At 68.1% G+C, this 26,665-nt stretch carries 23 protein-coding genes and 1 tRNA gene; 6 read left to right on the top strand and 18 right to left on the bottom strand.

Going from position 1 to position 26,665, the window contains the following annotated elements:
- The 7 genes from FA743_RS06955 to FA743_RS06925 form a co-directional block, all read right to left on the bottom strand.
- Positions 1–1,215 carry a phenylacetate--CoA ligase family protein gene (locus FA743_RS06955; protein ID WP_136885147.1) on the bottom strand — a complete coding sequence of 405 codons (1,215 nt, stop codon included), beginning with the start codon at positions 1,213–1,215 and terminating at the stop codon, positions 1–3.
- A gap of 10 nt (positions 1,216–1,225) precedes the next feature.
- Positions 1,226–2,047 (bottom strand): ABC transporter ATP-binding protein, encoded by an 822-nt coding sequence (locus FA743_RS06950; protein WP_135311823.1) that lies wholly within the window; start codon positions 2,045–2,047, stop codon positions 1,226–1,228.
- A gap of 58 nt (positions 2,048–2,105) precedes the next feature.
- On the bottom strand, positions 2,106–3,389 hold the full coding sequence (locus FA743_RS06945) for an ABC transporter substrate-binding protein (protein ID WP_136885146.1): 1,284 nt from the start codon (positions 3,387–3,389) through the stop codon (positions 2,106–2,108).
- A gap of 55 nt (positions 3,390–3,444) precedes the next feature.
- A complete protein-coding gene (locus tag FA743_RS06940) occupies positions 3,445–4,521 on the bottom strand; it encodes a branched-chain amino acid ABC transporter permease (protein WP_136885145.1) in 1,077 nt (358 codons plus the stop codon).
- Positions 4,522–4,654: 133 nt separating this feature from the next.
- The gene (locus FA743_RS06935) at positions 4,655–5,641 is read right to left on the bottom strand and encodes a branched-chain amino acid ABC transporter permease (protein ID WP_169308810.1); all 987 of its coding nucleotides are present in this window, start codon (positions 5,639–5,641) and stop codon (positions 4,655–4,657) included.
- Between the two features lie 21 nt (positions 5,642–5,662).
- Positions 5,663–6,475 carry an ABC transporter ATP-binding protein gene (locus FA743_RS06930; protein ID WP_425467174.1) on the bottom strand — a complete coding sequence of 271 codons (813 nt, stop codon included), beginning with the start codon at positions 6,473–6,475 and terminating at the stop codon, positions 5,663–5,665.
- The gene (locus FA743_RS06925) at positions 6,472–8,448 is read right to left on the bottom strand and encodes an AMP-binding protein (RefSeq protein ID WP_136885142.1); all 1,977 of its coding nucleotides are present in this window, start codon (positions 8,446–8,448) and stop codon (positions 6,472–6,474) included. The genes FA743_RS06930 and FA743_RS06925 overlap by 4 nt, the downstream gene beginning before the upstream one ends.
- A gap of 189 nt (positions 8,449–8,637) precedes the next feature.
- On the opposite strand from FA743_RS06925, the gene FA743_RS06920 reads away from it, so the two are divergent.
- Together FA743_RS06920 and FA743_RS06915 are read left to right on the top strand one after the other, a co-directional pair.
- Complete coding sequence (locus tag FA743_RS06920; RefSeq protein ID WP_136885276.1) at positions 8,638–10,545, top strand: PAS-domain containing protein; 1,908 nt, start codon at positions 8,638–8,640, stop codon at positions 10,543–10,545.
- Positions 10,542–11,243 (top strand): response regulator transcription factor, encoded by a 702-nt coding sequence (locus tag FA743_RS06915; protein WP_136885141.1) that lies wholly within the window; start codon positions 10,542–10,544, stop codon positions 11,241–11,243. Before FA743_RS06920 ends, FA743_RS06915 begins: the two co-directional genes overlap by 4 nt.
- A gap of 221 nt (positions 11,244–11,464) precedes the next feature.
- Here the strand turns inward: FA743_RS06915 and FA743_RS06910 are convergent, their stop codons facing one another.
- Complete coding sequence (locus FA743_RS06910; protein ID WP_136885140.1) at positions 11,465–12,919, bottom strand: aldehyde dehydrogenase family protein; 1,455 nt, start codon at positions 12,917–12,919, stop codon at positions 11,465–11,467.
- Between the two features lie 158 nt (positions 12,920–13,077).
- Here FA743_RS06910 and FA743_RS06905 point away from each other — a divergent pair, with 158 nt between their 5' ends.
- Entirely contained in the window at positions 13,078–13,734 is a 657-nt protein-coding gene (locus FA743_RS06905) for a peroxiredoxin (protein WP_136885139.1), read from the top strand.
- 4 nt (positions 13,735–13,738) lie between these two features.
- Here FA743_RS06905 and FA743_RS06900 read toward each other — a convergent pair whose 3' ends face one another.
- From FA743_RS06900 to FA743_RS06870, 7 genes are all read right to left on the bottom strand, one after another.
- Positions 13,739–14,581, bottom strand: a complete 843-nt coding sequence (locus FA743_RS06900) for a glycosyltransferase (RefSeq protein ID WP_246054865.1) — start codon at positions 14,579–14,581, stop codon at positions 13,739–13,741.
- On the bottom strand, positions 14,566–15,354 hold the full coding sequence (locus tag FA743_RS06895; protein WP_136885138.1) for a hypothetical protein: 789 nt from the start codon (positions 15,352–15,354) through the stop codon (positions 14,566–14,568). The genes FA743_RS06900 and FA743_RS06895 overlap by 16 nt, the downstream gene beginning before the upstream one ends.
- A gap of 161 nt (positions 15,355–15,515) precedes the next feature.
- Entirely contained in the window at positions 15,516–17,657 is a 2,142-nt protein-coding gene (pnp, locus tag FA743_RS06890) for a polyribonucleotide nucleotidyltransferase (RefSeq protein WP_136885137.1), read from the bottom strand.
- 317 nt (positions 17,658–17,974) lie between these two features.
- Positions 17,975–18,244 carry a 30S ribosomal protein S15 gene (gene rpsO, locus FA743_RS06885; RefSeq protein WP_135311808.1) on the bottom strand — a complete coding sequence of 90 codons (270 nt, stop codon included), beginning with the start codon at positions 18,242–18,244 and terminating at the stop codon, positions 17,975–17,977.
- Positions 18,245–18,378: 134 nt separating this feature from the next.
- A complete protein-coding gene (locus FA743_RS06880; protein ID WP_169308801.1) occupies positions 18,379–19,356 on the bottom strand; it encodes a calcium-binding protein in 978 nt (325 codons plus the stop codon).
- Between the two features lie 222 nt (positions 19,357–19,578).
- Positions 19,579–19,704: a type B 50S ribosomal protein L36 gene (ykgO, locus tag FA743_RS06875; protein WP_119747228.1), complete on the bottom strand. Its 126-nt coding sequence runs from the start codon at positions 19,702–19,704 to the stop codon at positions 19,579–19,581.
- 81 nt (positions 19,705–19,785) lie between these two features.
- A tRNA-Val gene (locus FA743_RS06870) sits at positions 19,786–19,860 on the bottom strand.
- 156 nt (positions 19,861–20,016) lie between these two features.
- Here FA743_RS06870 and FA743_RS06865 point away from each other — a divergent pair.
- Positions 20,017–20,880 (top strand): N-formylglutamate amidohydrolase, encoded by an 864-nt coding sequence (locus tag FA743_RS06865; RefSeq protein WP_136885135.1) that lies wholly within the window; start codon positions 20,017–20,019, stop codon positions 20,878–20,880.
- 6 nt (positions 20,881–20,886) lie between these two features.
- Positions 20,887–21,297, top strand: a complete 411-nt coding sequence (locus FA743_RS06860; RefSeq protein WP_136885134.1) for an NUDIX hydrolase — start codon at positions 20,887–20,889, stop codon at positions 21,295–21,297.
- On the opposite strand, the gene FA743_RS06855 is transcribed toward FA743_RS06860, so the two are convergent.
- Both FA743_RS06855 and pyrF read right to left on the bottom strand, forming a co-directional pair.
- Complete coding sequence (locus tag FA743_RS06855) at positions 21,269–21,982, bottom strand: DUF998 domain-containing protein (RefSeq protein ID WP_169308799.1); 714 nt, start codon at positions 21,980–21,982, stop codon at positions 21,269–21,271. The two genes, FA743_RS06860 and FA743_RS06855, sit on opposite strands and share 29 nt — an antisense overlap.
- Before the next feature lie 102 nt (positions 21,983–22,084).
- Positions 22,085–22,765, bottom strand: a complete 681-nt coding sequence (gene pyrF / locus FA743_RS06850) for an orotidine-5'-phosphate decarboxylase (protein WP_136885132.1) — start codon at positions 22,763–22,765, stop codon at positions 22,085–22,087.
- 160 nt (positions 22,766–22,925) lie between these two features.
- Here pyrF and clpB point away from each other — a divergent pair, with 160 nt between their 5' ends.
- Positions 22,926–25,562 carry an ATP-dependent chaperone ClpB gene (gene clpB / locus FA743_RS06845; RefSeq protein ID WP_136885131.1) on the top strand — a complete coding sequence of 879 codons (2,637 nt, stop codon included), beginning with the start codon at positions 22,926–22,928 and terminating at the stop codon, positions 25,560–25,562.
- Between the two features lie 50 nt (positions 25,563–25,612).
- Here the strand turns inward: clpB and FA743_RS06840 are convergent, their stop codons facing one another.
- Entirely contained in the window at positions 25,613–26,521 is a 909-nt protein-coding gene (locus FA743_RS06840) for a 5'-methylthioadenosine/S-adenosylhomocysteine nucleosidase (protein ID WP_136885130.1), read from the bottom strand.
- Positions 26,522–26,665: the final 144 nt, after the last annotated feature.

The following is a 26,665-nucleotide window of genomic DNA, read 5'->3' as shown; positions in this document are numbered from 1 at the left end:
TCAGTCATAGCTGCGGCGGTCCTCGATGACCTTGCCGTCATTGGGCAGGCTGCCCGGCGCCACCAGCACCACCTCGGCCCGCAGCTTCAGCGTGTCCAGCACCGAGGCGGCGTAATCGCCCCCCTGCCCCGCGGTTTCCAGCTGCACGGTCATCACGTCCATCTCTCCCTGCCGGTCGGCGATGACGCGGGCGCGGGCGATGTCGGGATGGCGCGCGACCAGCGCCGCGACCTGCTCGGGCCGTACGAACATGCCCTTGATCTTGGTGGTCTGATCGGCTCGCCCCATCCATCCCTTGATGCGCATGTTCGTGCGGCCACAAGGACTGGTGCCCGCCAGCACGGCGGACAGGTCGCCCGTGGCGAAGCGCACCAGCGGATAATCGGGGTTCAGCGTGGTCACCAGCACCTCGCCGACCTCGCCCTCGGGCACCGGATCGCCGGTGCCGGGGCGCACGATCTCGACGATCACGCCCTCGTCGACGATCATCCCCTCGACCGCCTCGGATTCATAGGCGATGTTGCCCAGATCGGCGGTCGCATAGCATTGCCGCGTCACGATCCCCCGATCCGCGTAGAACTGGCGCAGCGACGGAAACAATGCGCCGCCGCCCACCACGGCCCGGGTGAAGCCCAAGACCTCGCCCATCTGGTCGGCGCGGTCCAGGATCACCTTGAGGAAATCCGGCGTGCCCGCATAGCAGGTCGAGCCGATATCGACCGCCGCCCGCACCTGCAGGTCGGTCTGGCCGGTCCCTGCGGGCAGGACGGCGGCATCCACCGCCCGCGCACCGGATTCGAACATCATCCCCGCGGGCGTCAGGTGATAGCCGAAGCAGTTCTGCACGATATCCCCGCGCCCCACGCCCGAGGCGTGCAGGAACCGCCCCAACCGCCACCAGTCGCCCTCGCGCCGCCCGGGCTCGTAGATCGGGCCGGGGCTTTGGAAGATATGGTCGAACTCGGCGGCCCGGCGGGTGGTGAAGCCGCCGAAGGGGGGATGCTTGGCCTGCGCCTCGGACAGCTCGGCCTTGCGGATCACCGGCAGCCGGGCCAGCGCGGCGCGGTCGGTCACCGCCTCGGGGTCCACGTCGCGCAGCAGACGCGCCAGCGCGGGCGCCGTCCGGGCGCGGGCGATGGCCAGAGGCAGGGCGCGCGCCAGCGACTCGTCGCGGTCCGCCGCCTCGCGGGTTTCCAGATCGTCATAGAATGTCATGATCGCCCCCTCAGGCCAGCCAGCGCTTGCGGCGGCGATAGCTGCGCACGTCGCGAAAGGATTTGCGGCCCGCATCCGACATGCCCAGGTAGAATTCCTTGACGTCGGGGTTCTCGCGCAGCTGGGCGGCGGGCCCCTCCATCACCACGCGACCGTTTTCCAGGATATAGCCCTGATGGGCAAAGCGCAGGGCGACATTGGTGTTCTGCTCGGCCAGCAGGAACGTCACGCCCTCGCCCTCGTTCACCGCCTTGACGATCTGGAAGATCTGCTCGACCAGCTGCGGGGCCAGCCCCATCGAGGGCTCGTCCAGCAGGATCATCTGCGGCCGGCTCATCAGCGCGCGGCCCATCGCGGTCATCTGCTGCTCGCCGCCCGAGGTATAGCCGGCCTGGCTTTTCCGCCGCTCGCGCAGGCGCGGGAAATAGTCATAGACCATCTCCAGATCGCGCTTGATGGCGGCCGTGCCGTCGCGGCGGGTATAGGCGCCGGTCAGAAGGTTCTCCTCGACCGTAAGATGCTCGAAGCAGTGCCGACCCTCCATCACCTGGATGACGCCCCGCCGCACCAGCGCCGCCGGATCCAGCGCGGTGATGTCCTGGCCCTGATAGGTGATCGCCCCCTTGGTCACCTCGCCCCGCTCGGATGCCAGCAGGTTCGAGATCGCCTTCAGCGTCGTCGTCTTGCCCGCCCCGTTGCCGCCCAGCAGCGCGGTGATGCCGCCCTTGGGCACGGTCAGGCTGACGCCCTTCAGGACCAGGATGACGTGGTTGTAGATCACCTCGATATTGTTGACGTCCAGCAGCGTCTCTTTGGTCTCGGCATCGAACATGGGCGGCCCCCTGTGGCGGGTGGGTCCCGGCGACGGAGGCCGCCGCCGGGACAGGATGTCAGCAGTCGCGCGGGGTGATCCCGGCCTCGGCGGCATAGGCGGCGCTGTCCTCCTCGATCAGCGCGCTCAGCACCTCCTGGTCGGGCTCGGTGAACTCGGTGATCAGGGTCCACTGGCCGGCGGTGGCGTCCCATTGCTGCAGGCGGGCCATGCCGCTGCCGCCGTGGTTCTCGCAGCTCATCGCGATCTCGGGGCCGAAATCGGGCAGGCCGATCTCTTCCAGCCGCTCGGGCGTGATCGACAGGTTCTCGAACCCGTCGCGAAGCTGCTCGGGCGTGATCTCGGCGGTGCCGGCCATCTCCTGCGCGGTGCGGATCGCCTCGGCGATGACCACGGCGGCATACATGCCCCGCGAATAGACGGCCGAGCCCACATGCTGCCCGCCCTGGCTGGCCTTGCCCGGATCGATCACATGCGTCTGCAGGTCGTCATAGAGCGGATAGTCCATGCCCACGCCGTTGAAGGTCAGCGACTTGTAGCCGTCCGCCGCCGCCCCCGCGGGCTGCACGTCGATCTCCGATCCGGCCCACCAGATGCCGATGAAGTTCTCCATCGGGAAGCGGATGTTGGCGGCCTCCTGGATGGCGACCTGGTTCATCACGCCCCAGCCATACATGATGACGTAATCGGGCTGCTCGCGGCGGATCTGCAGCCACTGGCTCTTCTGTTCCTGCCCCGGCGCCTCGACGGGCAGCTCGGTCAGCGAGAAGCCGTGCTTCTCGCCCAGCTCCTGCAGGGTGCGGATCGGCTCCTTGCCATAGGCGCTGTTGTGATAGACCAGCGCGATGGTCTTGCCCTCCAGGCTGCCCTCGTTCTGGTCCAGCAGATACTTGACCGCGACCGAGGCCCCGTCCCAGTAGTTCGCGGGCGCGTTGAAGACCCATTCGAAGACCCGCCCGTTCTTGGCCGAGGTCCGCCCGTAGCCCGGCGTGTACAGCACCTTCTTGTCCACCGCGACCTTGGGGATCAGCTGATAGGTGATGCCGGTGGAGAGCGGGTTGTAGATCAGCGCGCCGGTGTCCTTGGTCGCCTCGTAGCACTCGACGCCCTTCTCGGTGTTGTAGGCCGTCTCGCATTCGGGGACCTGCACGATCTGCCCGCCGATGCCGCCGTCGCGTTCGTTCAGCAGCGTGAAGTAGTCGTTGAACCCGTCGGCATATTGCGTGCCGTTGGCGCCATAGGGCCCGGTCCGATAGCTGAGGTTCGGCACGACCAGATCGGCCAGCACCGGACCCGCGGCCATGACGGCGGCGGCGACGAGGGCGGGGAAAGTCAGTTTCATTGCAGGGTCTCCTCCCAGAGATGATGTGCCGGTTGCCCGGGTCGGGGCCGTGAACTCAGTGCGGGAACGGCCATAGCCGCAGTTTTTCCTTGGTCAGGCGCCACAGGCGGGCCAGCCCGTGCGGCTCGACGATCAGGAAGGTCACGATGAGCGCGCCCACGATCATCAGCTCGATATGGGCGGCCAGATCGGTGGGCCAGCCGAGGTTGCCGACCAGCACGTTCTTGAGCAGCACCGGCAGCAGGACCATGAAGGCCGCGCCCGCGAAGCTGCCGAAGATGCTGCCCAGGCCACCGATGATGATCATGAAGAGGACGAGGAAGCTCTTGTTGATGCCGAAGGCCTCGCCCACCTCGGCCGCCCCCAGATAGACCGCGAACAGAAGCGCCCCCGCGATCCCGATGAAGAAGCTGCTGACCGCGAAGGCCGAGAGTTTCGCGCGCAGCGGGTCCACGCCGATGATCTCGGCGGCGATGTCCATGTCGCGGATCGCCATCCACTTGCGCCCGATGGAGCCGCGCGTCAGGTTGCGGGCCACCCAGGCCAGAAGGAAGGCGAGCACCAGGCAGACCAGATATTTCGCCGGCGCGCTGGTGGCGGGGCCGGTGACGGCAAAGCCCAGCACCTCGCGCGTGGGCGCGGTGATCTGCCCCGAGGCGGAATAGTTGTAGAACCACGGCACCTTGTTGAAGAGCCAGACCAGGAAGAACTGCGCCGCCAGCGTCGCCACCGCCAGGTAGAACCCCTTGATGCGCAGGCTGGGCAGGCCGAAGAGCACGCCCACGCCCGCCGTGATCCCCCCGGCCAGCAGGATGTGGATCAGGATGCTGACATCGGGAAACGAGGTCATCAGCTTGTAGACCGCATAGGCGCCCACCGCCATGAAGCCCCCGGTCCCCAGGCTGACCTGCCCCGCATAGCCGGTCAGGATGTTCAGCCCGAGGGCCGCGATCGCATAGATCAGGAAGGGCACCAGCACCGCATTGGCCCAGTAGTCGTTGATGACGAAGGGAATGATCCCGAAGGCCACCGCCAGCACCGCGTAATAGCCCCAGCGGTCCAGCCGGATCGGAAAGGTCTGGCCGTCCGCACGGTAGCTGGTCTTGAAATCGCCCGCCTCACGATAGATCATCGCGTCTCTCCCTTCCCTGCCGTCGCAGCGGGGGCCAGCCCCCGCACCCCCGGGATATTTGCGCCAAGATGAAGACCAGCCGCGTTCATCTTGGCTGAAATATCCCCGCCGGAGGCATCCATGCCATCCATCCTCAGACCCTCTCGATGATGCGTTCGCCGAACAGGCCCTGGGGCCGGAAGACGAGGAAGATCAGCGCCAGGACATAGGCGAACCAGGTCTCGGTCGCGCCGCCCACCATCGGGCCGATGGTGAATTCGAACAGCTTCTCGCCCACTCCGATGATCAGCCCGCCGACGATGGCGCCGGGGATCGAGGTGAAGCCGCCCAGCATCAGGACCGGCAGCGCCTTCAGCGCGATCAGCGACAGGCTGAACTGCACCCCCGACTTCGTGCCCCACATGATGCCCGCGACCAGGGCCACGAAGCCCGCGATCGACCAGACCATCACCCAGATGAAGCGCAGCGAGATGCCCACCGACAGCGCCGCCTGATGGTCGTCGGCCACCGCCCGCATCGCGCGGCCCTGCTTGGTGTATTGCGCGAAGGCCACCAGCGCCGCGACCAGCAGCACCGCGATCAGCGTCGCCCACAGGTCCAGCCGGTCGATGAAGAAGCCATAGCCGAACCACTGGGCCGTCGCCGCCTCGATCCCGTCCGAGATGCCCTGCGGCAGGCCCACGTCCAGCGTCTTGATGTCGGCGCCCCACATCACGTCGCCCAGGCCCTCCAGGAAATAGGCCAGCCCGATGGTCGCCATGAAGAGGATGATCGGCTCCTGTCCCACCAGATGCTGCAGGACCAGCTTCTCGATCAGGAAGGCCAGGCCCACCATCACCAGCGCGGTCAGCGCGATGGCCAAGGCCGCGGGCACCGTCCAGCCGAAATGGTGGATCTGCGTGCCAAGGGCCGCGTTGATCAGATGGGCGAAGGGCACCTGGCCGTTCTGGATCGACACCAGCGTCATCGCCGCGAACAGCGCCAGCACCCCCTGGGCATAGTTGAAGACGCCCGAAGCCTTGAAGATCAGCACGAAGCCCAGGGCCACCAGCGCATACATCACGCCCGTCATCAGCCCGTTCAGCACCACCTCGGCGGCAAAGACGAATTGGTCCATCAGCGGCCCTCCCAAAGATCGCGGTCAGTCATGGGCCACCCCCAGATAGGCGTCGATCACCGCCTGGTTGCCGCGCACCTCGGCGGGGGTGCCGTCGCCGATCTTGCGGCCGTAATCCATCACCACCACCCGGTCGCTGAGGTCCATGACCACGCCCATGTCATGCTCGATCAGGCAGATCGTCGTGCCGAACTCGTCGTTCACGTCGAGGATGAAGCGGGACATGTCCTCCTTCTCCTCGACATTCATGCCGGCCATCGGCTCGTCCAGCAGCAGAAGCTGCGGCTCGGCGGCCAGGGCCCGGGCCAGCTCGACGCGCTTCTTCAGGCCATAGGGCAGGCGCCCAACCGGGGTCTTGCGGATGTTCTGGATCTCCAGAAAGTCGATGATGCGCTCGACGGCGGCGCGGTTCTCGGTCTCTTCGCGCTCGGCCCTGCCCCACCACAGGGCCTGCGACAGGAACCCCGCCTTCATGCGGTTCAGCCGGCCGGTCATGATGTTGTCCAGCACCGTCATCCCCTCGAACAGCGCGATGTTCTGGAAAGTCCGCGCGATGCCCAGGCGCGCCACCTGGAAGGGCTTCATCGGGCCGCGCGGGACGCCCCGAAAGATCACCTCGCCCTCCTGCGGACGGTAGAAGCCCGAGATGACGTTCAGCATCGAGGACTTGCCCGCCCCGTTCGGGCCGATGATCGCGCGGATCTCGCCCTGCCGGATGTCGAAGCTGATGTCCTTGATGGCCACCACGCCGCCGAAGCGCAGGGTGATGTTGCGCAGCTCCATCACCACGGGGCCGATCTGCCGCGTACCGGCTGTCAGATTGTCCTGCATCATCATTCCGCCGCCGCCTTCCGGGCGCCCGCATCGCCGAAGACGCGCACGTCCTCGATCCGCAGGGTCGCGCTGATATGGCCCTTGCGGCCGTCCTCGTAGGTCACCTCGGTCCGGGTGTGGATGCTGGGCGCGCCGTCATAGAGCGCCCCCACAAGATCGTGGAACTTCTCGCCGATGACGGCGCGGCGGACCTTGCGGGTGCGGGTCATCTCTCCGTCGTCGGGGTCCAGTTCCTTGTGCAGCACCAGGAAGCGGTGGATCTGGCAGCCCGACAGCATCGGATCCTCGGCGACCGAGGCGTTCACCGCCTCCACATGCGCGCGGATCTGGTCATAGACCTGGGGGTGGCCGGCCAGCTCCTGATAGCTGCCATAGGCGATGTTGTTGCGCTCGGCCCAGTTGCCCACAGCCGTCAGGTCGATGTTGATCATCGCGGTGCAGAAATCGCGGCCATTGCCCAGCACCACCGCCTCCAGGATGTTGGGATAGAACTTCAGCTTGTTCTCGACATATTTGGGGGCGAACATCGACCCGTCGGCCATCTTGCCCACATCCTTGGCGCGGTCGATGATGCGCAGGTGGCCGGTCTCGGGCTCGAAGAAGCCCGCATCGCCGGTGGCCACCCAGCCCTCGGAATCCTTGGTGGAGGCCGTGCTGTCGGCGTTCTTGTAATATTCGACGAAGGTGCCGGGGCTGCGGTAATAGACCTCGCCGTTCTCGCCGATGCGGACCTCGACGCCGGGCGAGGGCACCCCCACCGTGTCCGAGCGCACCTGCCCGTCGGGCTGCTGGGTGATGAAGACCGAGGCCTCGGTCTGGCCGTAGAGCTGCTTGAGATTGATCCCGAGCGACCGGTAGAAATCGAAGATCTCGGGCCCGATCGCCTCGCCCGCCGTATAGCCCACGCGCACGCGGCTGAGGCCAAGCGTGTTCTTCAGCGGGCCGAAGACGAACAGCTTGCCGAAGGCATAGGCCAGCCGGTCGGCCATCCCCACGGGCTTGCCATCCAACAGCGCCGGGCCAGCGCGATGCGCGACCGCCATGCCGCGCTTGAACAGCCAGCGCTTGATCCGCCCGGCATCCTCCATGCGGATCATCACGGATGTCAGCTGCCCCTCGAAGACGCGAGGCGGGGCGAAGAAATAGGTGGGCCCGATCTCGCGCATGTCGGTCATCATCGTCTGCGCGCCCTCGGGGCAGTTGACGGTGAAGCCCGACCACATCGCCTGGCCGACCGAGAAGATGAAATCGCCGACCCAGGCCATCGGCAGATAGGCCACGATCTCTTCGGCCTCGGTCAGGTGGTCGAACTGGGCGGTGTTCTTCGCCGTCTCGATGATGTTGCGGTTGGACAGCACGACGCCCTTGGGCTTGCCCGTCGTCCCACTGGTATACAGCATCACGCAGGTGCTGTCGTAATCCAAGCCCGCCACGATCGCGTCCAGCCGGGGGCCAAGCTGGCCCGCCCCGGCGCGGCCCTGCTGCTGCACCTCGGCCAGCGAGGCCATGCGCGCGGCGTCATAGCTGCGCAGCCCGCGCGGGTCGGTATAGATGATGCGGGCCTCGGCCCCGGTCGTCTCCTCGACCTCGCGGACCTTGTCGACCTGTTCCTGATCGCCGCAGATGACGAAGCGGGCGCCGCAATGGTCCAGCACATAGGCCATCTCGGCGGCGACGGCGTCCTGATACAGCGGCACCGGGATCGCGCCGCACATCTGCGCGGCGATCATCGCCCAGTAATGGGCGGGGCGGTTGCGTCCGATGATCGCCAGGTGGTCGCCGGGCGCCAGCCCCTGCGCCATCAGCCCCATCGCCAGCGCCCGGATCTCGTCCGCGGCCTGGGCCCAGGTCCAGCTTTGCCAGATCCCGTATTCCTTCTCGCGATAGGCGGGCCGGCCGCCGAACCGCACCGCGTTGCGCGCCAGCAGCGCGGGCACCGAGCGCAGATCGCCCGGGGGCGTCCTTGGCTGCGTCATCTTTTCTCTCCTCCCGACACGCCCGGCATAAGGGTCCGGTGCGCGTCCTCCGCCGGGACCTCCTCCGCCCCGGTGACCTCTTCACCCTTGGCGCCAATCCTTGCGCCAGTTTTGCCCGAATCCAACAAAATGTTACGCCGCTTGCGCAGATCGCCCCCGATGCTACTGCTGGACCCGGAGGACGACCCCATGCACCAGCCCGAGGCCGACCCCGTCACACGGGCCGAGATCCGCGCCGACCTGACCCGGTCGGGGCTGAACCTGATCGGCCAGGCGCTGTCGATCTTCGACGCCGACCTGCGGCTGGCCTTGGCGAACCGGCAGTATCAGGCGATGTTCGACCTGCCCGACGCGCTCACCCTGCCCGGCACCGCCTTCGACGAGACGATCCGCTATCTGGTCCTGCGCGGCGAATACGGCCCTCAGGACGACCCCGAGGCAACGGTCGCCTTCCGCGTGGCGCAGGCCCGCACCTTCCAGCCGCATTACTTCGAACGCGAACGCGCCGATGGCCGGTGGGTCGCGGTCGAGGGCGCGCCCCTGTCGCAGGGGGGCTGGGTCACCGTCTATACAGACATCACCGACATCAAGCGGCAGGAGGCCCTGCTGCGTGCCCGCTCGGATGCGTTGTCCCAGCAGGTGCTGCTGAATGCCGAACGTCTGGCCGCCGCGAACCGCAAGCTGGCCGCCACCAACGCGGCCCTCTCCGAGGCGCAGCGCATCCTGACCCGGACCGAGGCCCGCACCCGGCAGGTGACCGAGATGGTGCCCGCCCATATCGCCCATATGGATGCCCAGTACCGCTACACCTTCTCCAACCGCCGCCTGCCGGTGATCTTCCCGGGCGCGGCCGGCGACATCGTCGGCCTGACGCTGGAACAGGCCCTGGGCAGCGCCACCGCCCAGACCCTGCGCCCCTACATGGAACGCGCGCTGGCGGGCGATCCGCAGGTGTTCGAGATCACGCATCCCACCTCGGGCCGGCGCATCCGCATCGCCCTGACACCCGACCGCGACGGCCAGGGCGTCTACATCCTGTCCACCGATGTCAGCGCCGAGGTGCAGTCGCGCGAGGCCCTCGCCCATGCCGCGCGGCGCAATCTGGCCGCCCGGCTGACCTCGGGGATGGCGCATGATTTCGGCAACCTGCTGACGATCATCCTCGGCCTGCAGGGACGGCTGGCCACCCGAAACCTGCCCCCGGAGGCTGCCGAGGACGTGCAGGCCACGCTGGCCGCCGCCCGGCGCGGCGCCGCGCTGCTGGACCGGCTGGCGCGGATCACCGGCGCCCGCGACCCCGCGCTGGAGCCGGTGGACCTGCCCGCCCTGCTGGCCGATCTGGCCACCCTGTCCCGCCCCTCGCTGGCCGAGGGCACGCGGCTGGATCTGGCCGTGGCCCTGCCGCCGGGCCCGCTGCTGCTGGACCCGGGCGCGCTGCAGGATTCGCTGCTGAACCTGGTCCTCAACGCCAATGCCGCGATCACCCCGCCCGGCCGCATCACGCTGAAGGCGCGGCGCAACGGCGACTGGCTGGAACTGACCGTTGGCGATACCGGCCCGGGCTTCACCCCCGAGGCCCTGTCCCGCGCGACCGAGCCCTTCTTCACCACCAAGAAGGGCCAGGGCTCGGGCCTGGGGCTGTCGATGGTCTATGACCAGACCAAGATGGTCGGCGGCACGCTGCGCCTGTCGAACGGCCCGCGCGGCGCGCAGGTGGTGCTGCGCCTGCCCTGGCGCCCGGTCGCGCGCCGGATGGTGCTTCTGGTCGAGGATGACGACCAGATCCGCGCGCAGGTCCGCGACCAGCTGACCGGTCTGGGCCATGCGGTGATCGAGGCCGCCTCGCTCTCCGAGGCCCGCGCCCTGACCGACCTTCCGGGGCTGGGGCTGATCCTGTCGGACATCCAGCTGGGCGACGGGCTGGGCCCCGATCTGGCCGGGCCCGCCCCCGTGCCGCTGATCCTGATGACCTCGCTGCCGCAGGGCCATCCGCTGCGCGCGCTGGCACCGGGCCCGGTGCTGACCAAGCCCTTCACCCAAAGCCGCCTCGCCGCCGTCCTGGCCGCAGCACCCGGCCCCCCCGAGGATCCCGCATGACCGATGCCCCGCTGATCGCCATCCTGGACGACGAGCCCCAGATCCGCCACCTGCTGTCCCAGGCCTTGGAACAGGCGGGTTTCCGCACCCAGTGCTTTGCCCGCGCCACCGAATTCGAGGCCGCGCTGCGCCGCATCACCCCGGATGCCTGCCTGATCGATCTGGGCCTGCCCGACCGCGACGGTCTGGCGCTGGTCCATCGGCTGGCCGCCGATTCGGGGGCGGCGATCATCATCATCTCGGGGCGCGCGCAGGTGCAGGACCGGGTCACCGGGCTGGAACTGGGCGCCGACGACTACATTACCAAGCCCTTCGAACCCGCCGAGGTCGTGGCCCGCATCCGCGCCCGCCTGCGCCGTCCCGCCATGGGCGCGGCGAACCGCCCCCGCAGCCTGCGCTTCGCCGGGTGGCGCGCCGATTTCGACCGCTACCTGCTGACCGCCCCCGACGGCACCGAGACGCCGCTGAGCCATGCCGAGGCCGAGGTGCTGCGCCTGTTCACCGACAATCCCCGCCGACTGATCACCCGCCCGCAGATGCTGGATTCGCTCGGCGGAACCGCCGGCGACAGCTTCGACCGCGCCATGGATGTCCGCATCTCGCGCCTGCGCACCAAGTTGGGCGAGGACCCCAGGAACCCCCGCCTGATCAAGACCATCTATGGCGCGGGCTACATCTTCCTGGCCGAGATCACCTGAGCCGGCGCGCGCGCCGCACCCCCCCAAAGCCCTCCGGGCGACAAAGGCGAAAGCCGCCCCCATCGAGGGGGCCGCCTTCCGCGCGGGCCCGTCGCCCCGCCGCGGCCTCGCCCCGGATGACCCAGCCTGTGCCAGCTTCGGTCTTCAAATATCCCACAGGGGGGTCCGGGGGGACGTGACGTCCCCCCGGCTGTCGCCTGCCCCGAAGGGCAGGCAAGATCTCATCTGGCCCCGAGATCCCATCCGCTGATGGCCTTGCTGTCCATGAACTCCTCCAGCCCCATCACGCCGCCTTCGCGCGCCCGGCCGGATTTCTTGACCCCGCCGAAGGGCGCCCCGGCGCCGCGCGATTCGCCGTTCATCTCGACCATGCCCGCCTGCAGCTGCCGGGCCAGGCGGTTGCGCCGCGCGCCGTCCTGCGACTGGACATAGTTCGTCAGCCCGTAGGGCGTGTCGTTGGCGATGGCCACCGCCTCCTCCTCGCTGTCGAAGGGGATGATCGCCAGCACGGGACCGAAGACCTCCTGCTGCGCGATGGTCATGTCATTGGTCACATCGGCGAAGACCGTGGGCCGCACGAAATAGCCCCGGTTGACGCCCTCGGGCAGGCCGGTGCCGCCCGCGACCAGCCGCGCGCCCTCGTCGATGCCCGCCTGGATCAGGCCCTGGATCTTGTCCCACTGGTCCTTCGAGACGACCGGCCCGATATGCTTGCCCGGACCATGCGCGCTGGCCACCGCCGTCTCGGTGGCCACCTTCGCCGCGATCTCGACCGCCCGGTCATAGGCCGAGCGTTCGACCAGCATCCGCGTCGGCGCGTTGCAGGACTGGCCACTGTTGTAGAAGCAATGCCGCGCCCCGCGGATGACCGCCTTCTCGTCCGCATCGGCAAAGACCAGATTGGCGCCCTTGCCGCCCAGTTCCAGGCAGACCTTCTTCAGGCTGTCGGCGGCCGCCTTGCTGATCGCGATGCCCGCCCGGCTGGAGCCGGTGAAGCTGATCATCTCGACATCGGGATGCACCGACAGCTGGCTGCCCACGCCCGGCCCGTCGCCATTGACCAGGTTGAAGACCCCTGCCGGCACCCCGGCCTCGTCCAGGATCTCGGCGAAGACCATCGAGGACAGGGGCGCGATCTCGGAGGGCTTCAGCACGCAGGTATCGCCCGCCAGCAGGGCCGGGATCACCTTCAGCGTCACCTGGTTCATCGGCCAGTTCCACGGCGTGATCAGGCCCACCACGCCCACCGGCTCCCATGCGATCATGGTCGTGGGGGCGTGATCGCCCAAGGGGCGGATGAACTCGAAATTCTTGAAGGCGGCGATGAAGTTGCGGGTGTGCCAGGCCCCGGCCTCGGCCTGATCCTCCAGCGCCATGTCCTGCGGCGCGCCCATCTCGAGGCTCATGGCGCGGGCCAGATCGGGCATCCGCCGCTCATAGACCGACAGGATCTTCTCGACCACCGCCAGGCGCTCGGCGGGCGGCGTCGCGGCCCAGGCCGGGAAAGCCCGCTTGGCCGCCGCCACCGCCCGGTCCGTATCCGCCTGGTCGCCGATCGAGATCACCGCCACCGCTTCCTCGGTCGAGGGATCGATCACCTCCAGGTCGCGCGCCGCGGCAGGCGCGACCCATGCCCCATCGATGTAGAATTTCCGCTGATCCAGCAAACCGGTCATCTCGCCCTCCTAGGTCGTCATTCGGGCCGAAGCCTGTCACCGCCGCCCGCGCTTCGCAAGACCCTCCTCCGCAGGCACGCGGTAAGGGCACGCGACACTGGCAATCCGCCGCAGGCCGCCTATGTTCCCCCTGACGCAACCCCCTGGAAAGGACCCCCATGTCCCTGCGCATCAACGACATCGCCCCCGATTTCACCGCCCCCTCGACGGAAGGCGAGATCCGCTTCCACGACTGGATCGGCGACAGCTATGCGATCGTCTTCAGCCATCCGCGCGACTTCACCCCGGTCTGCACGACCGAGTTCAGCGCCGTCGCGCAGCTGGCCCCCGAGTTCGAGGCCCGCAACACCAAGGTGCTGGGCGTCTCGGTCGACAGCGTGGACGATCACCAGAAATGGAAGCGCGACATCGGCACCGTCGCGGGCGTGCCAGCGAATTTCGCGATCATCGACGACAGCGACCTGACCGTCGCCAAGGCCTATGACATGCTGCCCGCCGAATACTACCTGCCGACCGAGGGGCGCACGCCCGCCCATTCGGCCACGGTGCGCACGGTCTTCATCATCGGCCCCGACAAGAAGGTGCGCCTGACGATGACCTATCCGATGTCGGTGGGCCGCAACTTCGCCGAGATCCTGCGGGCGCTGGACGCGGTGCGCCGGACCGATGGCGTGCCCATCGCCACGCCCGCGAACTGGGTGCCGGGCCAGGACGTGATCGTCGCCCTGTCGCTGGACGACAAGGCCGCCGAAGAGCGGTTCGGGCCGCTGGACATCAAGCTGCCCTATCTGCGCTATGCCAAGGACCCGGCCTGACGGCTCAGCCCTCGGGCCAGCCGTAATGGTCCATCAGGGCGGCAATGGCACGGTCATTGCCGCCCATCCCCCGCGCGGGCCGGTTCACCGCCCGCAGGCTGACGGCCTGGCTGCCCTGCCATTCCAGAAGCCGCGCCGGTCCGCCGATCTTAGCCGGGGCCGATCCGGCCAGCCGGTGCATCCAGTACAGCCAGATGTCATCGGCCCCCGGCGCCAGCCGCATGAACAGATCGTCCCGCGTGATGTCGGGATGGCAGACCCCCGGCGCATAGATCACGCCCGCCACACCGGTCGGAAAGACCAGCGGCCCGGCCTCGGGCGCGCGCAGGTTCTGCGCCCATGCCTCGTAAGGGGCGGGCGGCCCGTCCTGCACCTTCACCCGATGCGCCCGGTGGCAGGCGATCCCCGCCCCTTCCTGCACGGCATCGACCAGCCTTCGCAGCCAGTCGGGGCCGTAATACAGGTCGTCATCCGCCGTCACCACATAGGCGTCCGGATAGGCCAGAAGGGTCGGAACGATCTTCTTGTAGGACCGCCAGGCCGGGCAGAGGCGGATCTCAAGCCCCGGCAGGGCGCGCAGGTCGGCGGGCAGGCGGTCCTGATCGCCCTCGTCCAGCCACAGGATCACCCGGTCGGGCTGCACCGTCTGGCGCGTGAGCGACTGCAGGGTCGGCGCCAGCGTCGCGAAGCGCGGGGCATGGCTGGTCAGCGAGACGATCAGCGGCGCGGGCAAGCCATGCGGGCGGCCCGGGCGATCGAGGCGGGCGGCGATCTCGGCCAGAGCCCGGGCCTCGCGGCGGCGATGCTTGAAGCGGCGGAAGGCGTCGCGGATCACGGGCGTTCCCATGCGCGGCGCAGCCAGCCGATATCACCGATGCGGCGGTACCACTTGTGGCCGCGCCCGGCAAAGACGTCCTCCATCTTGGGCGCCCCCGCGAACAGCACGATCCGCGCCCCCTCCGGCAGCGAGGGGTCGCGCAGATAGCTGGCCAGATGGCGCGGCACGCAGTCGTTCTTGAAGCTGACGCACCAGCCCTTGGGCCAATACTGCAGGTGTCCGGCCTTGGCCAGCTGCGCCGACTGGAACTGCTGGCTGATCTCGTAGCCCGCCGTCGCCGCCGCCGGATCGGCCAGATAGGCGTCCAGCACATAGGCATGCGCGCCCACCCGATAGCGGAACACGCTGGAATTGCCGACCGAATGCAGGAACCGGTCGCGCCCGGGGTTCACCCGGCGCAGGGGCTTGGCGCGGAACAGGTCGTCATCGCGGATGATGAAGAAATCGCCCGGCAGATCGAAGAAGGGCGCCAGATCGTCGACCACGACCAGATCCAGATCCAGAAACAGGGCCGTCCCGCCGAGGCCGCCCAGATCGCGGCGGAACAGCGCCAGCTTGCGCCAGCGCGTGTCGGCATGCCCCTGGGGCAGGCCCAGTTCGGGCAGAGGCATCGCCTCGACCCCCGGCGCAAGGCCCGCCGCATCGTCGGTGAAGCAGATGAACCGGTGCGGCCGGTCCAGATGCCGCCGCACCTGCGCGGCCAGACGGTTCACATCGGCGGCGCCGTAAAGCGTGCCCCATTTCATGGTGAGGATCAGAAGGGGGTCGCGATCGTCCGGCATCAAGCCCCTCTTTCCCATGGCGCCCACGGGTGGCATCGCCCGCATGACGCGGCAGTACAGCAGTTGATCCCGCCGCTCAAGCAGGGGGCGACGACGACGGCAGAGATGCGAAAGGCCCCGCAACTGCGGGGCCCTTGCCAAAGCTCAGGGACGGGGACCGATCACTCGGCGGTCTGTTCCTGCTTCTCGTCGATCTCGGCGCCGGTCTCCTGGTCGACCATCTTCATGCCAAGGCGGACCTTGCCACGGTCGTCGAAGCCCAGCAGCTTGACCTTGACCTCCTGACCCTCTTTCAGGATCTCGTTCGGATGGGTCAGGCGGCGACCGGCGATCTGGCTGACATGCACCAGCCCGTCGCGCTTGCCGAAGAAGTTCACGAAGGCCCCGAAATCGACCAGCTTGACGACCTTGCCGACATAGACCTTGCCCTCTTCGGGTTCGGCCACGATCGAATAGATCATGTCATAGGCCTTCTTGATGGACTCGGCATTGGCCGAGGCGATCTTGATGATGCCCTCGTCGTTGATGTCGACCTTGGCGCCCGAGACCTCGACGATCTCGCGGATGACCTTGCCGCCCGAGCCGATGACTTCCCGGATCTTGTCGGTCGGGATCTGCATCGTCTCGATGCGCGGGGCATGGGCGCTGAACTCGTTGCGCCCGGCGGTCAGGGCCTGCGCCATCTCGCCCAGGATGTGCAGACGGCCGTCGCGCGCCTGCGCCAGAGCCTGCTCCATGATCTCGGGGGTGATGCCCGCGACCTTGATGTCCATCTGCAGGCTGGTGATGCCGTTCTCGGTCCCCGCCACCTTGAAGTCCATGTCGCCCAGGTGATCCTCGTCGCCCAGGATGTCGGTCAGCACCGCATAGCGGCCGTCGTCTTCCAGGATCAGACCCATGGCCACACCCGCGACCGGCGCCTTCAGCGGCACGCCCGCATCCATCATCGACAGCGAGCCGCCGCAGACCGAGGCCATGCTGGACGAGCCGTTCGATTCGGTGATCTCGGACACGACGCGGATGGTATAGGGGAAGTCGGTCGGTGCGGGCAGAACCGCCTGCAGCGCGCGCCATGCCAGCTTGCCATGACCGATCTCGCGACGGCCGGGGCCCGCGACGCGGCCAACCTCGCCCACCGAATAGGGGGGGAAGTTGTAGTGCAGCAGGAAATTGCTGCGCGAATTGCCGTGCAGGGCGTCGATGATCTGTTCGTCATCGCCGGTGCCCAGCGTGGTCACGACCAGCGCCTGCGTCTCGCCGCGGGTGAACAGGGCCGAGCCATGCGTGCGCGGCAGGATGCCCACCTCGGACACGATCGAGCGCACCGTCTTGGTGTCGCGACCGTCGATCCGGGCGCCACCGCTGATGATGTCGCCGCGCAGGATGCCCGATTCCAGCTTCTTCAGCGCCGAACCCAGGTTGGCATCGGCCAGCTCGTCCTCGGACAGCTGCTCCTTGACCTTCGTCTTGGTTGCCGCAACGGCATCCTGACGCTCGGCCTTGTCGCGGATCGCATAGGCGGCGCGCATGTCGGCCTCGCCCAAGGTCTTCACGCGGGCATAGAGCGCACTGTAATCGGGGGCCTGATAGTCGAAGGGCTCCTTGGCGGCATCCTCGGCCAGGTCGATGATCAGATCGATGACCGGCTTCAGCGCGTCATGGCCGAACTTCACGGCGCCCAGCATTTCCTCTTCGGTCAGCTCGTAGGCTTCCGATTCGACCATCATCACGGCATCGCGGGTGCCCGCGACGACCAGATCCAGGCGCTGCTCGGGGTTCATGCGCAGCTTGTCCATGTCCTGAACTTCCGGGTTCAGAACATATTCGCCATTCGAGAAGCCGACGCGGGCCGCCGCGATCGGACCCATGAAGGGCACGCCCGAGATGGTCAGCGCGGCCGAGGCGGCGATCATCGCGACCATGTCGGGATCGTTGACCAGATCGTGGCTCAGCACGGTGCACATCACCAGCACTTCATGCTTGAAGCCGGGGGCGAACAGCGGGCGGATCGGCCGGTCGATCAGGCGCGCGGTCAGCGTCTCCTTTTCCGACGGGCGCGCCTCGCGCTTGAAGAAACCGCCCGGGACCTTGCCGGCGGCATAGTATTTTTCCTGATAGTGCACCGTCAGCGGGAAGAAGTCCTGACCCGGCTTCGGCGACTTGGCGAAGGTGACGTTGGCCATCACGCTGGTCTCGCCCAGGGTGGCGATGACGCTGCCGTCGGCCTGGCGGGCAACCTTGCCCGTTTCCAGAGTGAGGGTTTCCTGGCCCCACTGGATCGATTTCTTCACTTCATCAAACATCTGATTTCCTCAAAGGGTGCACCGGCCCTCCGGCCACCCATGTCATGTATCGCGGCCCCATTGCCGCCGCCCCTATCCTTTGCATGTGCCCCGGGGCAGGACCTCACGTCACAGATTTGCGGGGCATACACGAAAACGCGGGATTTGGGAAGGGCGGCGCAGGGGTCGCGCCCGCCCCGGGGTGCAGGCGCGAATCACGGCGCGCGCCACCGGATCGCCCCGTCCCGGACGCAGGGCTGCGGCGGGCCGTCCCGAATGCAAACCGCCCGCGACGGGGTCGCGGGCGGTTGCAGGATCTCAGCGAAGGGCGCGCAGCCTTAGCGGCGCAGGCCCAGCTTGCCGATCAGCGCGGTATAGCGCGCCTCTTCCTTGTTCTTCAGATAGTCCAGCAGCTTGCGGCGCTGCGCGACCATCATCAGCAGACCACGACGCGAGTGGTTGTCCTTCTTGTGCGACTTGAAGTGCTCGGTCAGGGTGACGATGCGCGAGGTCAGGATCGCGACCTGCACCTCGGGCGAACCGGTATCGCCTTCCTTGGTGCCGAATTCCTTGATGACGCGGGCTTTTTCTTCGACGGTGATCGACATCGGGATCTCCTTTGGAAACAGGGGTGAGGGCGCAGGCCGGGATGTCGTCCAGCAAGGTCCATGGGACACCGCACGGGCCGGATGCCCGGCGGATGCGCGCGTCTAGCCGAACGGCGCGCGAAAGGGAAGCCTGTTCAGGCCGGGACCGGCTCGATGCGCACATCCTCCAGCCGCAATCCGCCGCTGCCCAGGAAGCGGCCCACCGGGTCGCCGTTCATCTCCAGCAGATAGGTGCCGTCGCTGTCCTCGCGCAGGGTCAGCAGGGCGCCCGGCACCAGATCGGCCCGCACATGCAGCACGATCTGATCCTCGGCGGCGTCGTAATCGGCGATGGTGGGAAAGCCCTCGGGAACGTGGCGCAGCACGAAGCTGTCCGCCCCCGCATTGCCCGAGGCGAAGTCATGGGCGCCGGGCATCAGCACGTCATCGCCCTCGCCGCCGTTCATCCAGACGGTCTCGGGGCCGTCATGGCCGATCAGCACGTCGTCGCCGCGCCCGCCATCCAGATCGTCAGACCCTTCGGTCGAGACCAGCAGGTCGTTGCCGTCATGGCCGGCCAGCATGTCGTTGCCCGCGCCCCCGAACAGCGAATCGTTGCCCTCGCCGCCCAGCAGCGTGTCGTCGCCCATGTCGCCGAACAGCAGGTCGTCGCCGTCCTGCCCGGCCAGAACGTCGTCGCCTGCCCCGCCATGGATCACGTCGTCCCCGCCAAGCCCGTAATCGGCATCGCCCTGGATCCAGTCGTTGCCGTCGCCGCCATGGATCGTGTCGTCGCCCAAGCCCCCGCGCAGGTCGTCGCCCCCGCCCCAACCGCGAATCATGTCATGGCCGGTCGAGCCCATCACGAAATCCAGATCGTCCGATCCGTCGAAGGCGCCGCCAGAGTCCTGCTCTCCGGCCTCGTCGCCGTCCCCGGCCTCGCCCTCCTCCGCTCCCTCCTGGGGCTCTTCGGGTTCGGGCAGGATCGGCGGCAGGGGCTCCTCCTGGGGATCGGGCGCCTCGTCCTCGTCCTGATCCTCCTCGTCGAGGGTCTTGTGATCCGTGGTCAGGGCTGCGGCGTCGACCATCAGCCCCGCCATCAGCATGCCCAGAAGTCCGCCCAGAATCACCATTCGCCCGTTCCTGCACCCACCAGACCCCACGGCCTGCCGGGCGATCATAGCGCCTCGGGCCACCGGCACGCAGGAGAAAGTTGACAATAGATTAACGGCCCCGGATCGACGGGCGCCGCATCACCGGGCGCCGCGCGGGCATGAAAAAACCCGCCCTTGCGGGGCGGGTGATCTCGTTCTGCTGTGCGTGACTTGCCGGCTGCCCGGCCAAGTCCCCGCCGATCAGCCCTGACGGGCCTTGAAGCGGCGGTTGGTCTTGTTGATCACGTAGACGCGGCCCTTGCGGCGCACCACCTGACAGTCGCGGTGCCGGCTCTTGAGCGAGCGGAGCGAGTTGCGAACCTTCATCGGTCTTCTCCATCATCGCGGCGCAGCGCTGCCGCCAGGAAAACGAAATGCCCCCGGTTGTGGCCGGGGGCGGCGAAACATTGGTGGGCGGTACTGGGATCGAACCAGTGGCCACTACGATGTCAACGTAGTGCTCTACCGCTGAGCTAACCGCCCGTTCCTCGGTGATTCCGTCACGTTTCCTTGCGAAAACCCTTCGGGACCCCCTCGGTTCGCGTGTCTATAACGAGGGTCCTCGGGGTATTCAAGACCTATCGGCAACCGAGATTTCAGGTTTATATGCGCCATCGCAACAGATGCCGAGGACTGTCCGTGTCCCAGCCTGACCCGTCCTTCACGCTGACCCGCCCCGACGCCTGGCTGTCCGGCGTGATCTTCGCCTCGCCCCATTCGGGACAATGCTATCCCGACTGGTTCCTGCGCGAGACACGCCTGCAGGTCGCCGCCCTGCGCTCGTCCGAGGATGCCTTCATCGACCGCCTGATCGCCCCGGCCATCCGGCATGGGGCGGTGACGCTGGCCGCGCGCATCCCGCGCTGCATCGTGGACCTGAACCGCGGCGCGGACGAGATCGACCCGCTGGTCGTGCGCGGTGTACCGCGCCATCCGCTGAACCAGCGCACCCTGGCCGGGCTGGGGGTGATTCCCCGGGTCGTGTCGCAGGGCCGGGCGATCCACGACCGCCAGATCGACCGCGTCGAGGCCGACCGCCGGATCGACAGCTGCTGGCGCCCCTATCACGCCGCCCTGTCGGGGCTGATCGCGCAGGCCCGCGCCCGGTTCGGGCAGGCGATCCTGATCGACATGCATTCCATGCCCCATGACGCGCTTGGCCACCTTCAGGGGATCCGCCCCGACATGGTGCTGGGCAACCGCCACGGGCTGTCAGCGGCGGCGCGCGTCTCGGATGCGGTCTGCAGCGCCATCGAGGCCGAGGGCTGGATCGTGCGCCGCAACTCGCCGTTCTCGGGCGCCTATATCTGCTCGGCCTATGGCCGGCCCGCGCAGAACGTCCATGTCGTGCAGCTGGAGATCGACCGCTCCCTCTACATGCACGAGGCCTCGATCACACCCCGCGCCGATTTCGACGATTTCGCCGCCCGCATCGACCGGATGATGGGCCGGCTGATCAGCCTGCTGGCCGATCCGGCGGGCGGCCGGATCGCCGCCGAATAGCGGTCCATGGAGTTTCACGGCGCCAAGCTGCTGCTGACCCATGCCGGGCGGATGCTGACCTATCTGCGCGACGACCGCGCGGGCCTGCCCTTCCCCGCCCATTGGGACCTGCCCGGAGGCGGGCGCGAGGGGACCGAGACGCCGATGGCCTGCGCCCTGCGCGAGATGCACGAGGAATTCGGCCTGCATCTGCCCCCGGACGGCCTGACGGGCCGGGCCTTTCCGTCCCATGCCGCTCCGCCGATGATGTCCTGGCTGTTCACCGGCACGCTGACGAAGGCGCAGATCGCGGCGATCCGCTTCGGCGACGAGGGGCAGGAATGGCGGATGATGCCGGTCGCGGACTATCTGGCCCATCCACGTGCCGTGCCGCATTTCCGCGACTGGATCAGGGCGTCGTGGCCTGCGCCGACATGACGCCCCGCACCAGTGGGCGCAGACTGTCGCCCTTGACCGCCCAGCTGGTCGCAAAGGCGAAGCTGGCCAGACTCTCCAGCCAGAAGACCGGGCGCAGCGGGGCCAGCGCCTGATCCAGCCCGGTCACGAAGAGGGCCGCGATGGCCCCGATGCTGCCCAGGATCGTCCAGCCGCAAAGCCGATAGATCCGGTTCGAGGCGCGCTTTTCCGGCCCGTCCTCGGCGCCCTTCACGAACAGCACCAGGCAGAAGACCGCCAGCGCCCCGAAGAACAGCCCCGCCGCCGCCAGATGGATCAGCGCCGAGGGCCCCGGGCCCAGCAGGCATTGCAGCGCGGTGCAGGGTATGTCGGGCCCGGCGGTCGGCAGCAGCGCCACCAGCGCGACCGACACGGCCGCCAGCCGCGCCATGCGCCGGTCGGTGATCAGCTCGCCCGCCTCGGGACGGAACCCCTCATAGCTCCACAGGAACACCGCCTGCGCGATCAGCGTGCCGACGAAGACCTCGCGCATGGGGGAGTAGTAATAGGCCGACAGGCTGGTGCGCAGCCCGCCCGCCTCGACGAAGGATGCCGCCAGCAGGGCCAGCGGCAGGAAGAAGCCAAGTGCTCCGATCGCCCGCCGCACCGACAGGAAGGACAGGACCAGCTCGTTCTGGGCCTTCTGCCGGATGCCGTCGCCCGCCATTGCCATCCCCCTTGCCATGCCGGGCGATGGTGGCCCGGGGGCGGGCATCCGGTCAATGCCGTTCCCGCCCGGGCGGGGCCTGCGGCAAGCAGATCAGACCGTTCAGACCATTTGCGACAGGATCATCTGCGCCGCCGCGCGGGGATCGGCGGCCTGCCAGATGGGGCGCCCCACCACGATGTGATCGGCCCCCGCCGCCAGCGCGTCGCCCGGCGTCTCGACCCGCTTCTGATCGCCGCGCGGGGCGCCCACCGGCCGCACGCCCGGCGTCACGATCAAGCGCGACCCCGGCAGGGCGCGGATCGCCGCCGCCTCCTGCGGGGAACAGATGACGCCATCGGCCCCGGCCTCATAGGCGCGAGCGGCGCGCTCGACGGTGATCTCGTGCAGATCGCCCGCCCGGATCATCCCCGCATCCATGTCGGCGCGGTCCAGCGAGGTCAGGATGGTGACCGCCAGGATCTTCATGTCCGACCCCGCCGCCCCCTGCTTTGCGGCCGCCACCACATGCGGGTCGCCATGCACGGTCAGGAAATCCAGTTCGAACTGCGCCAGGCCGCGCACGGCGGCCTCGACCGTCGCGCCGATGTCGAACAGCTTCATGTCCAGGAAGATGCGCTTGCCATGCTCCTGCTTCAGCTCGTTGGCCAGCCCCAGCCCGCCGCCGGTCAGCATGCCCAGGCCGATCTTGTAGAACCCCACGGTGTCGCCAAGCGCTTCGGCCAGCTTCAGCCCCGCCAGCGCATTCGGCACATCCAGCGCCACGATCAGCCGGTCATCCATCCTGCATCCCCTTTTGCGTGATGCGCGCCTTATGCCACGCGCTCCGGGCGCTTGAAAGCGCCCCCGCTGCCCCCCAGATCTGCAGCAGACCCGGAGCCAAAGGGCGTGCCGCATCAGGGCGCCCGCATTGCCGGGGGCTTTTGACAAAGGAGTATGCCCGATGAACATGGACAAGTTCACGGAACGGTCGCGCGGCTTCCTGCAATCCGCCCAGACCATCGCGATCCGCGAGAACCAGCAGCGCGTCATGCCCGAACATCTGCTAAAGGCCCTGATGGACGACGATCAGGGGCTGGCCAGCAACCTCATCACCCGCGCCGGCGGCGACGCCAAGCGCGTGCGCGACGCGGTCGATCAGGCCGTGGCCCGGCTGCCCAAGGTCTCGGGCTCGGGCAGCGGCCAGGTCTATGTGGACCCCAGCCTCGTGCGCGTGCTGGACGAGGCCGAGACCGTGGCCAAGAAGGCCGGCGACAGCTTCGTGCCCGCCGAACGCGTGCTGATGGCGCTGGCGCTGGTCAACACCCATGCCCGCGATGCGCTGACGGCGGGGGATGTGAACGCGCAGGCGCTCAACACCGCGATCAGCGACATCCGCAAGGGCCGCACCGCCGACACGGCCAGTGCCGAGGACAGCTATGAGGCGCTGGAGAAATACGCCCGCGACCTGACGCAGGCCGCCCGCGACGGCAAGATCGACCCGATCATCGGCCGCGACGAGGAAATCCGCCGCACCATGCAGGTCCTGTCGCGGCGCACCAAGAACAACCCCGTCCTGATCGGCGAGCCCGGCGTGGGCAAGACCGCCATCGCCGAAGGGCTGGCCCTGCGCATCATCAACGGCGATGTGCCCGAAAGCTTGCGCGACAAGCGGCTGATGGCGCTGGACATGGGCGCGCTGATCGCGGGCGCGAAATATCGCGGCGATTTCGAGGAACGGCTGAAGTCGATCCTGTCCGAGATCGAGACCGCCGCCGGCGAGATCATCCTGTTCATCGACGAGTTGCACACGCTGGTCGGCGCCGGCAAGGGCGACGGCGCGATGGACGCCGCCAACCTGATCAAGCCCGCTCTGGCGCGGGGTGAATTGCATTGCGTCGGCGCCACCACGCTGGACGAATACCGCAAGTATATCGAAAAGGACGCCGCTCTGGCCCGCCGCTTCCAGCCGGTGCTGGTCGAGGAACCGACCGTCGAGGACACGATCAGCATCCTGCGCGGCATCAAGGAAAAATACGAACTGCACCACGGCGTGCGCATCAGCGATGCGGCGCTGGTGGCGGCGGCGACCCTGTCGCATCGCTACATCACCGACCGCTTCCTGCCCGACAAGGCCATCGACCTGATGGACGAGGCCGCCAGCCGTCTGCGGATGGAGGTGGACAGCAAGCCCGAGGAACTGGACCAGCTGGACCGCCAGATCCTGCAATTGCAGATCGAGGCCGAGGCGCTGAAGAAGGAAGACGACACCGCCAGCCGCGACCGGCTGGAGCGGCTGGAGAAGGACCTGTCCGAGATCCAGGAGCGCAGCGCCGAGATGACCGCCCGCTGGCAGGCGGAGCGTGACAAGCTGCAGGGCTCGCGCAATCTCAAGGAACAGCTGGACCGCGCCCGCGCCGATCTGGACCAAGCCAAGCGCGAGGGGAACCTGGCCCGCGCCGGTGAACTCTCCTACGGCATCATTCCGGGGCTGGAAAAGACGCTGGCCGAGGCCGAGACCGATGACGGGCTGATGGTCGAGGAGGCCGTGCGCCCCGAACAGATCGCCGAGGTCGTCGAACGCTGGACCGGCATCCCGACCTCGAAGATGCTGGAGGGCCAGCGCGACAAGCTTCTGAAGATGGAGGAACAGCTGGGCCTGCGCGTCATCGGTCAGGCCGAGGCGGTCACCGCCGTCTCCAATGCCGTCCGCCGCGCGCGGGCGGGGCTGAACGACGAGAACCGCCCCCTGGGCTCGTTCCTGTTCCTGGGCCCCACCGGCGTCGGCAAGACCGAACTGACCAAGGCGCTGGCCGAATACATGTTCGACGATGACAGCGCGATGGTCCGCGTCGACATGTCCGAGTTCATGGAAAAACATTCCGTGGCCCGGCTGATCGGCGCCCCTCCGGGCTATGTCGGCTATGACGAGGGGGGCGTGCTGACCGAGGCCGTCCGCCGCCGCCCCTATCAGGTGATCCTGTTCGACGAGGTCGAGAAGGCGCATCCGGATGTCTTCAACGTGCTCTTGCAGGTGCTGGACGATGGCGTTCTGACCGATGGTCAGGGCCGGACGGTGGATTTCAAGCAGACGCTGATCATCCTGACCTCGAACCTCGGCAGCCAGGCGCTGTCGCATCTGCCCGAGGAGGCCGATGCCTCGGACGCCCGCCATCAGGTGATGGAGGCGGTGCGCGGCCATTTCCGCCCCGAATTCCTGAACCGCCTGGACGAGATCATCATCTTCCGCAGGCTCTCGCGGACGAACATGGACGGGATCGTCAAGGTGCAGATGGGGCGGCTGGAACGTCGTCTGGCGGCGCGCAAGATCACGCTGGACATGGACGATGCCGCGCGGATGTGGCTGGGCGATCAGGGCTATGATCCGGTCTTCGGCGCCCGCCCGCTGAAACGCGTGATCCAGCGCGCCCTGCAGGACCCGCTGGCGGAACTGCTGCTGTCCGGCGAGGTGCTGGACGGCGCGACGGTCAAGGTCAGCGCCAGCCCCGACGGGCTGCTGGTCGGCAACCGCGTGGGCCAGGCCGGCCCCCGCCTCGGCGCCATCGGCGAGGGGCCGCGCCCGACCGTTCCGGTGCACTGAAGCTGTTCACTGAAACCAAAAGGCCCCGGAGTGATCCGGGGCCTTTTCGGTCAGGGCATCTCGGCCAGGAAGGCCTTGACCAGCGTGGCCGAGTTTTCCGAGGCCAGCGACATGAAGACGCCCATCTCGTTCTCGCCCTCGCCGCCGCCCGCCAGGTCCGACAGCGACCGGAAGGCGATGAACGGCACCTGATTGGACCAGGCCACCTGCGCGACGGCGGCCGATTCCATGTCCACGACCTGCGCCTCGAAGGTGCCCGCCAGCCAGTCGCGCAAGGTCGCATTGTCCATGAAGGACGACCCCGACACGCCGTTCCCGCCGACGCGGATCTGCGGCGGCTCGGTCAGGCAGTCGTTATCCGCGTTGCAGGCGGCCAGATCGGTGGCCTCGGCCACGCGGCCCGCCACCTCCAGCAGCGCCGGATCGGCGGGGAACCAGAACCGCCGCTCGGGGTCGCCGCGATCCGAGGCGACGGTCGTCTCGCGCGTGAAGATCATCCCCTCGTTCGGGAAGGGCGACTCCAGAAAGCCGGGCAGCTCGAACGCATCGCCCACCTGCCGGGCCATGACCGTCTCCAGCCATTGTCCCCATTCGGCGGCCACCACCACGTCGCCGATGTTCAGCGAGGGATCGACGCCGCCCGCGATGCCGGAAAAGACGATCGCCTCGATGTCGAACCGCTCCAGCGCCATCTGCGTGGTCATCGCGGCATTCACCATCGACACGCCGGACAGGAACAGCACCACCTCCTGCCCCGAGAGTGTGCCGGTAATGAATTCGGTGCCGTTGATCGTCTGCGTCTCGGCCCCCTCCAGATCGGCCTGCAGGCTGATCCATTCGGGCTCGAAGGCGGACATGACCGCGATGCGCCCGGTCTGGTCATGGGGGGTCTGGTCGTCCGGGCTGTGGGCGGCCAGCGGCGCGGCACTCAGCAGCAGGGCAAGGGCGGGACGGATCATGGGGCGGGCCTTTCACGATGTGCAATTTCCGCCTCGGCTTAGGCGCGCGCCGGGCGAAAGGCCAGCCCGGCGGGCCTGTCGCCGCGTCACGGCTTGCCCGCTGCCCAACAGGCGGGCATCGTGGCGGAAATCCAAGGGAGATCC

This window comes from Paracoccus gahaiensis, from assembly GCF_005048225.1.
Lineage (GTDB): Bacteria > Pseudomonadota > Alphaproteobacteria > Rhodobacterales > Rhodobacteraceae > Paracoccus > Paracoccus gahaiensis.
Note: the sequence above shows the minus strand (reverse complement) of the source record. Positions and strands in the feature narration are given on the sequence as shown.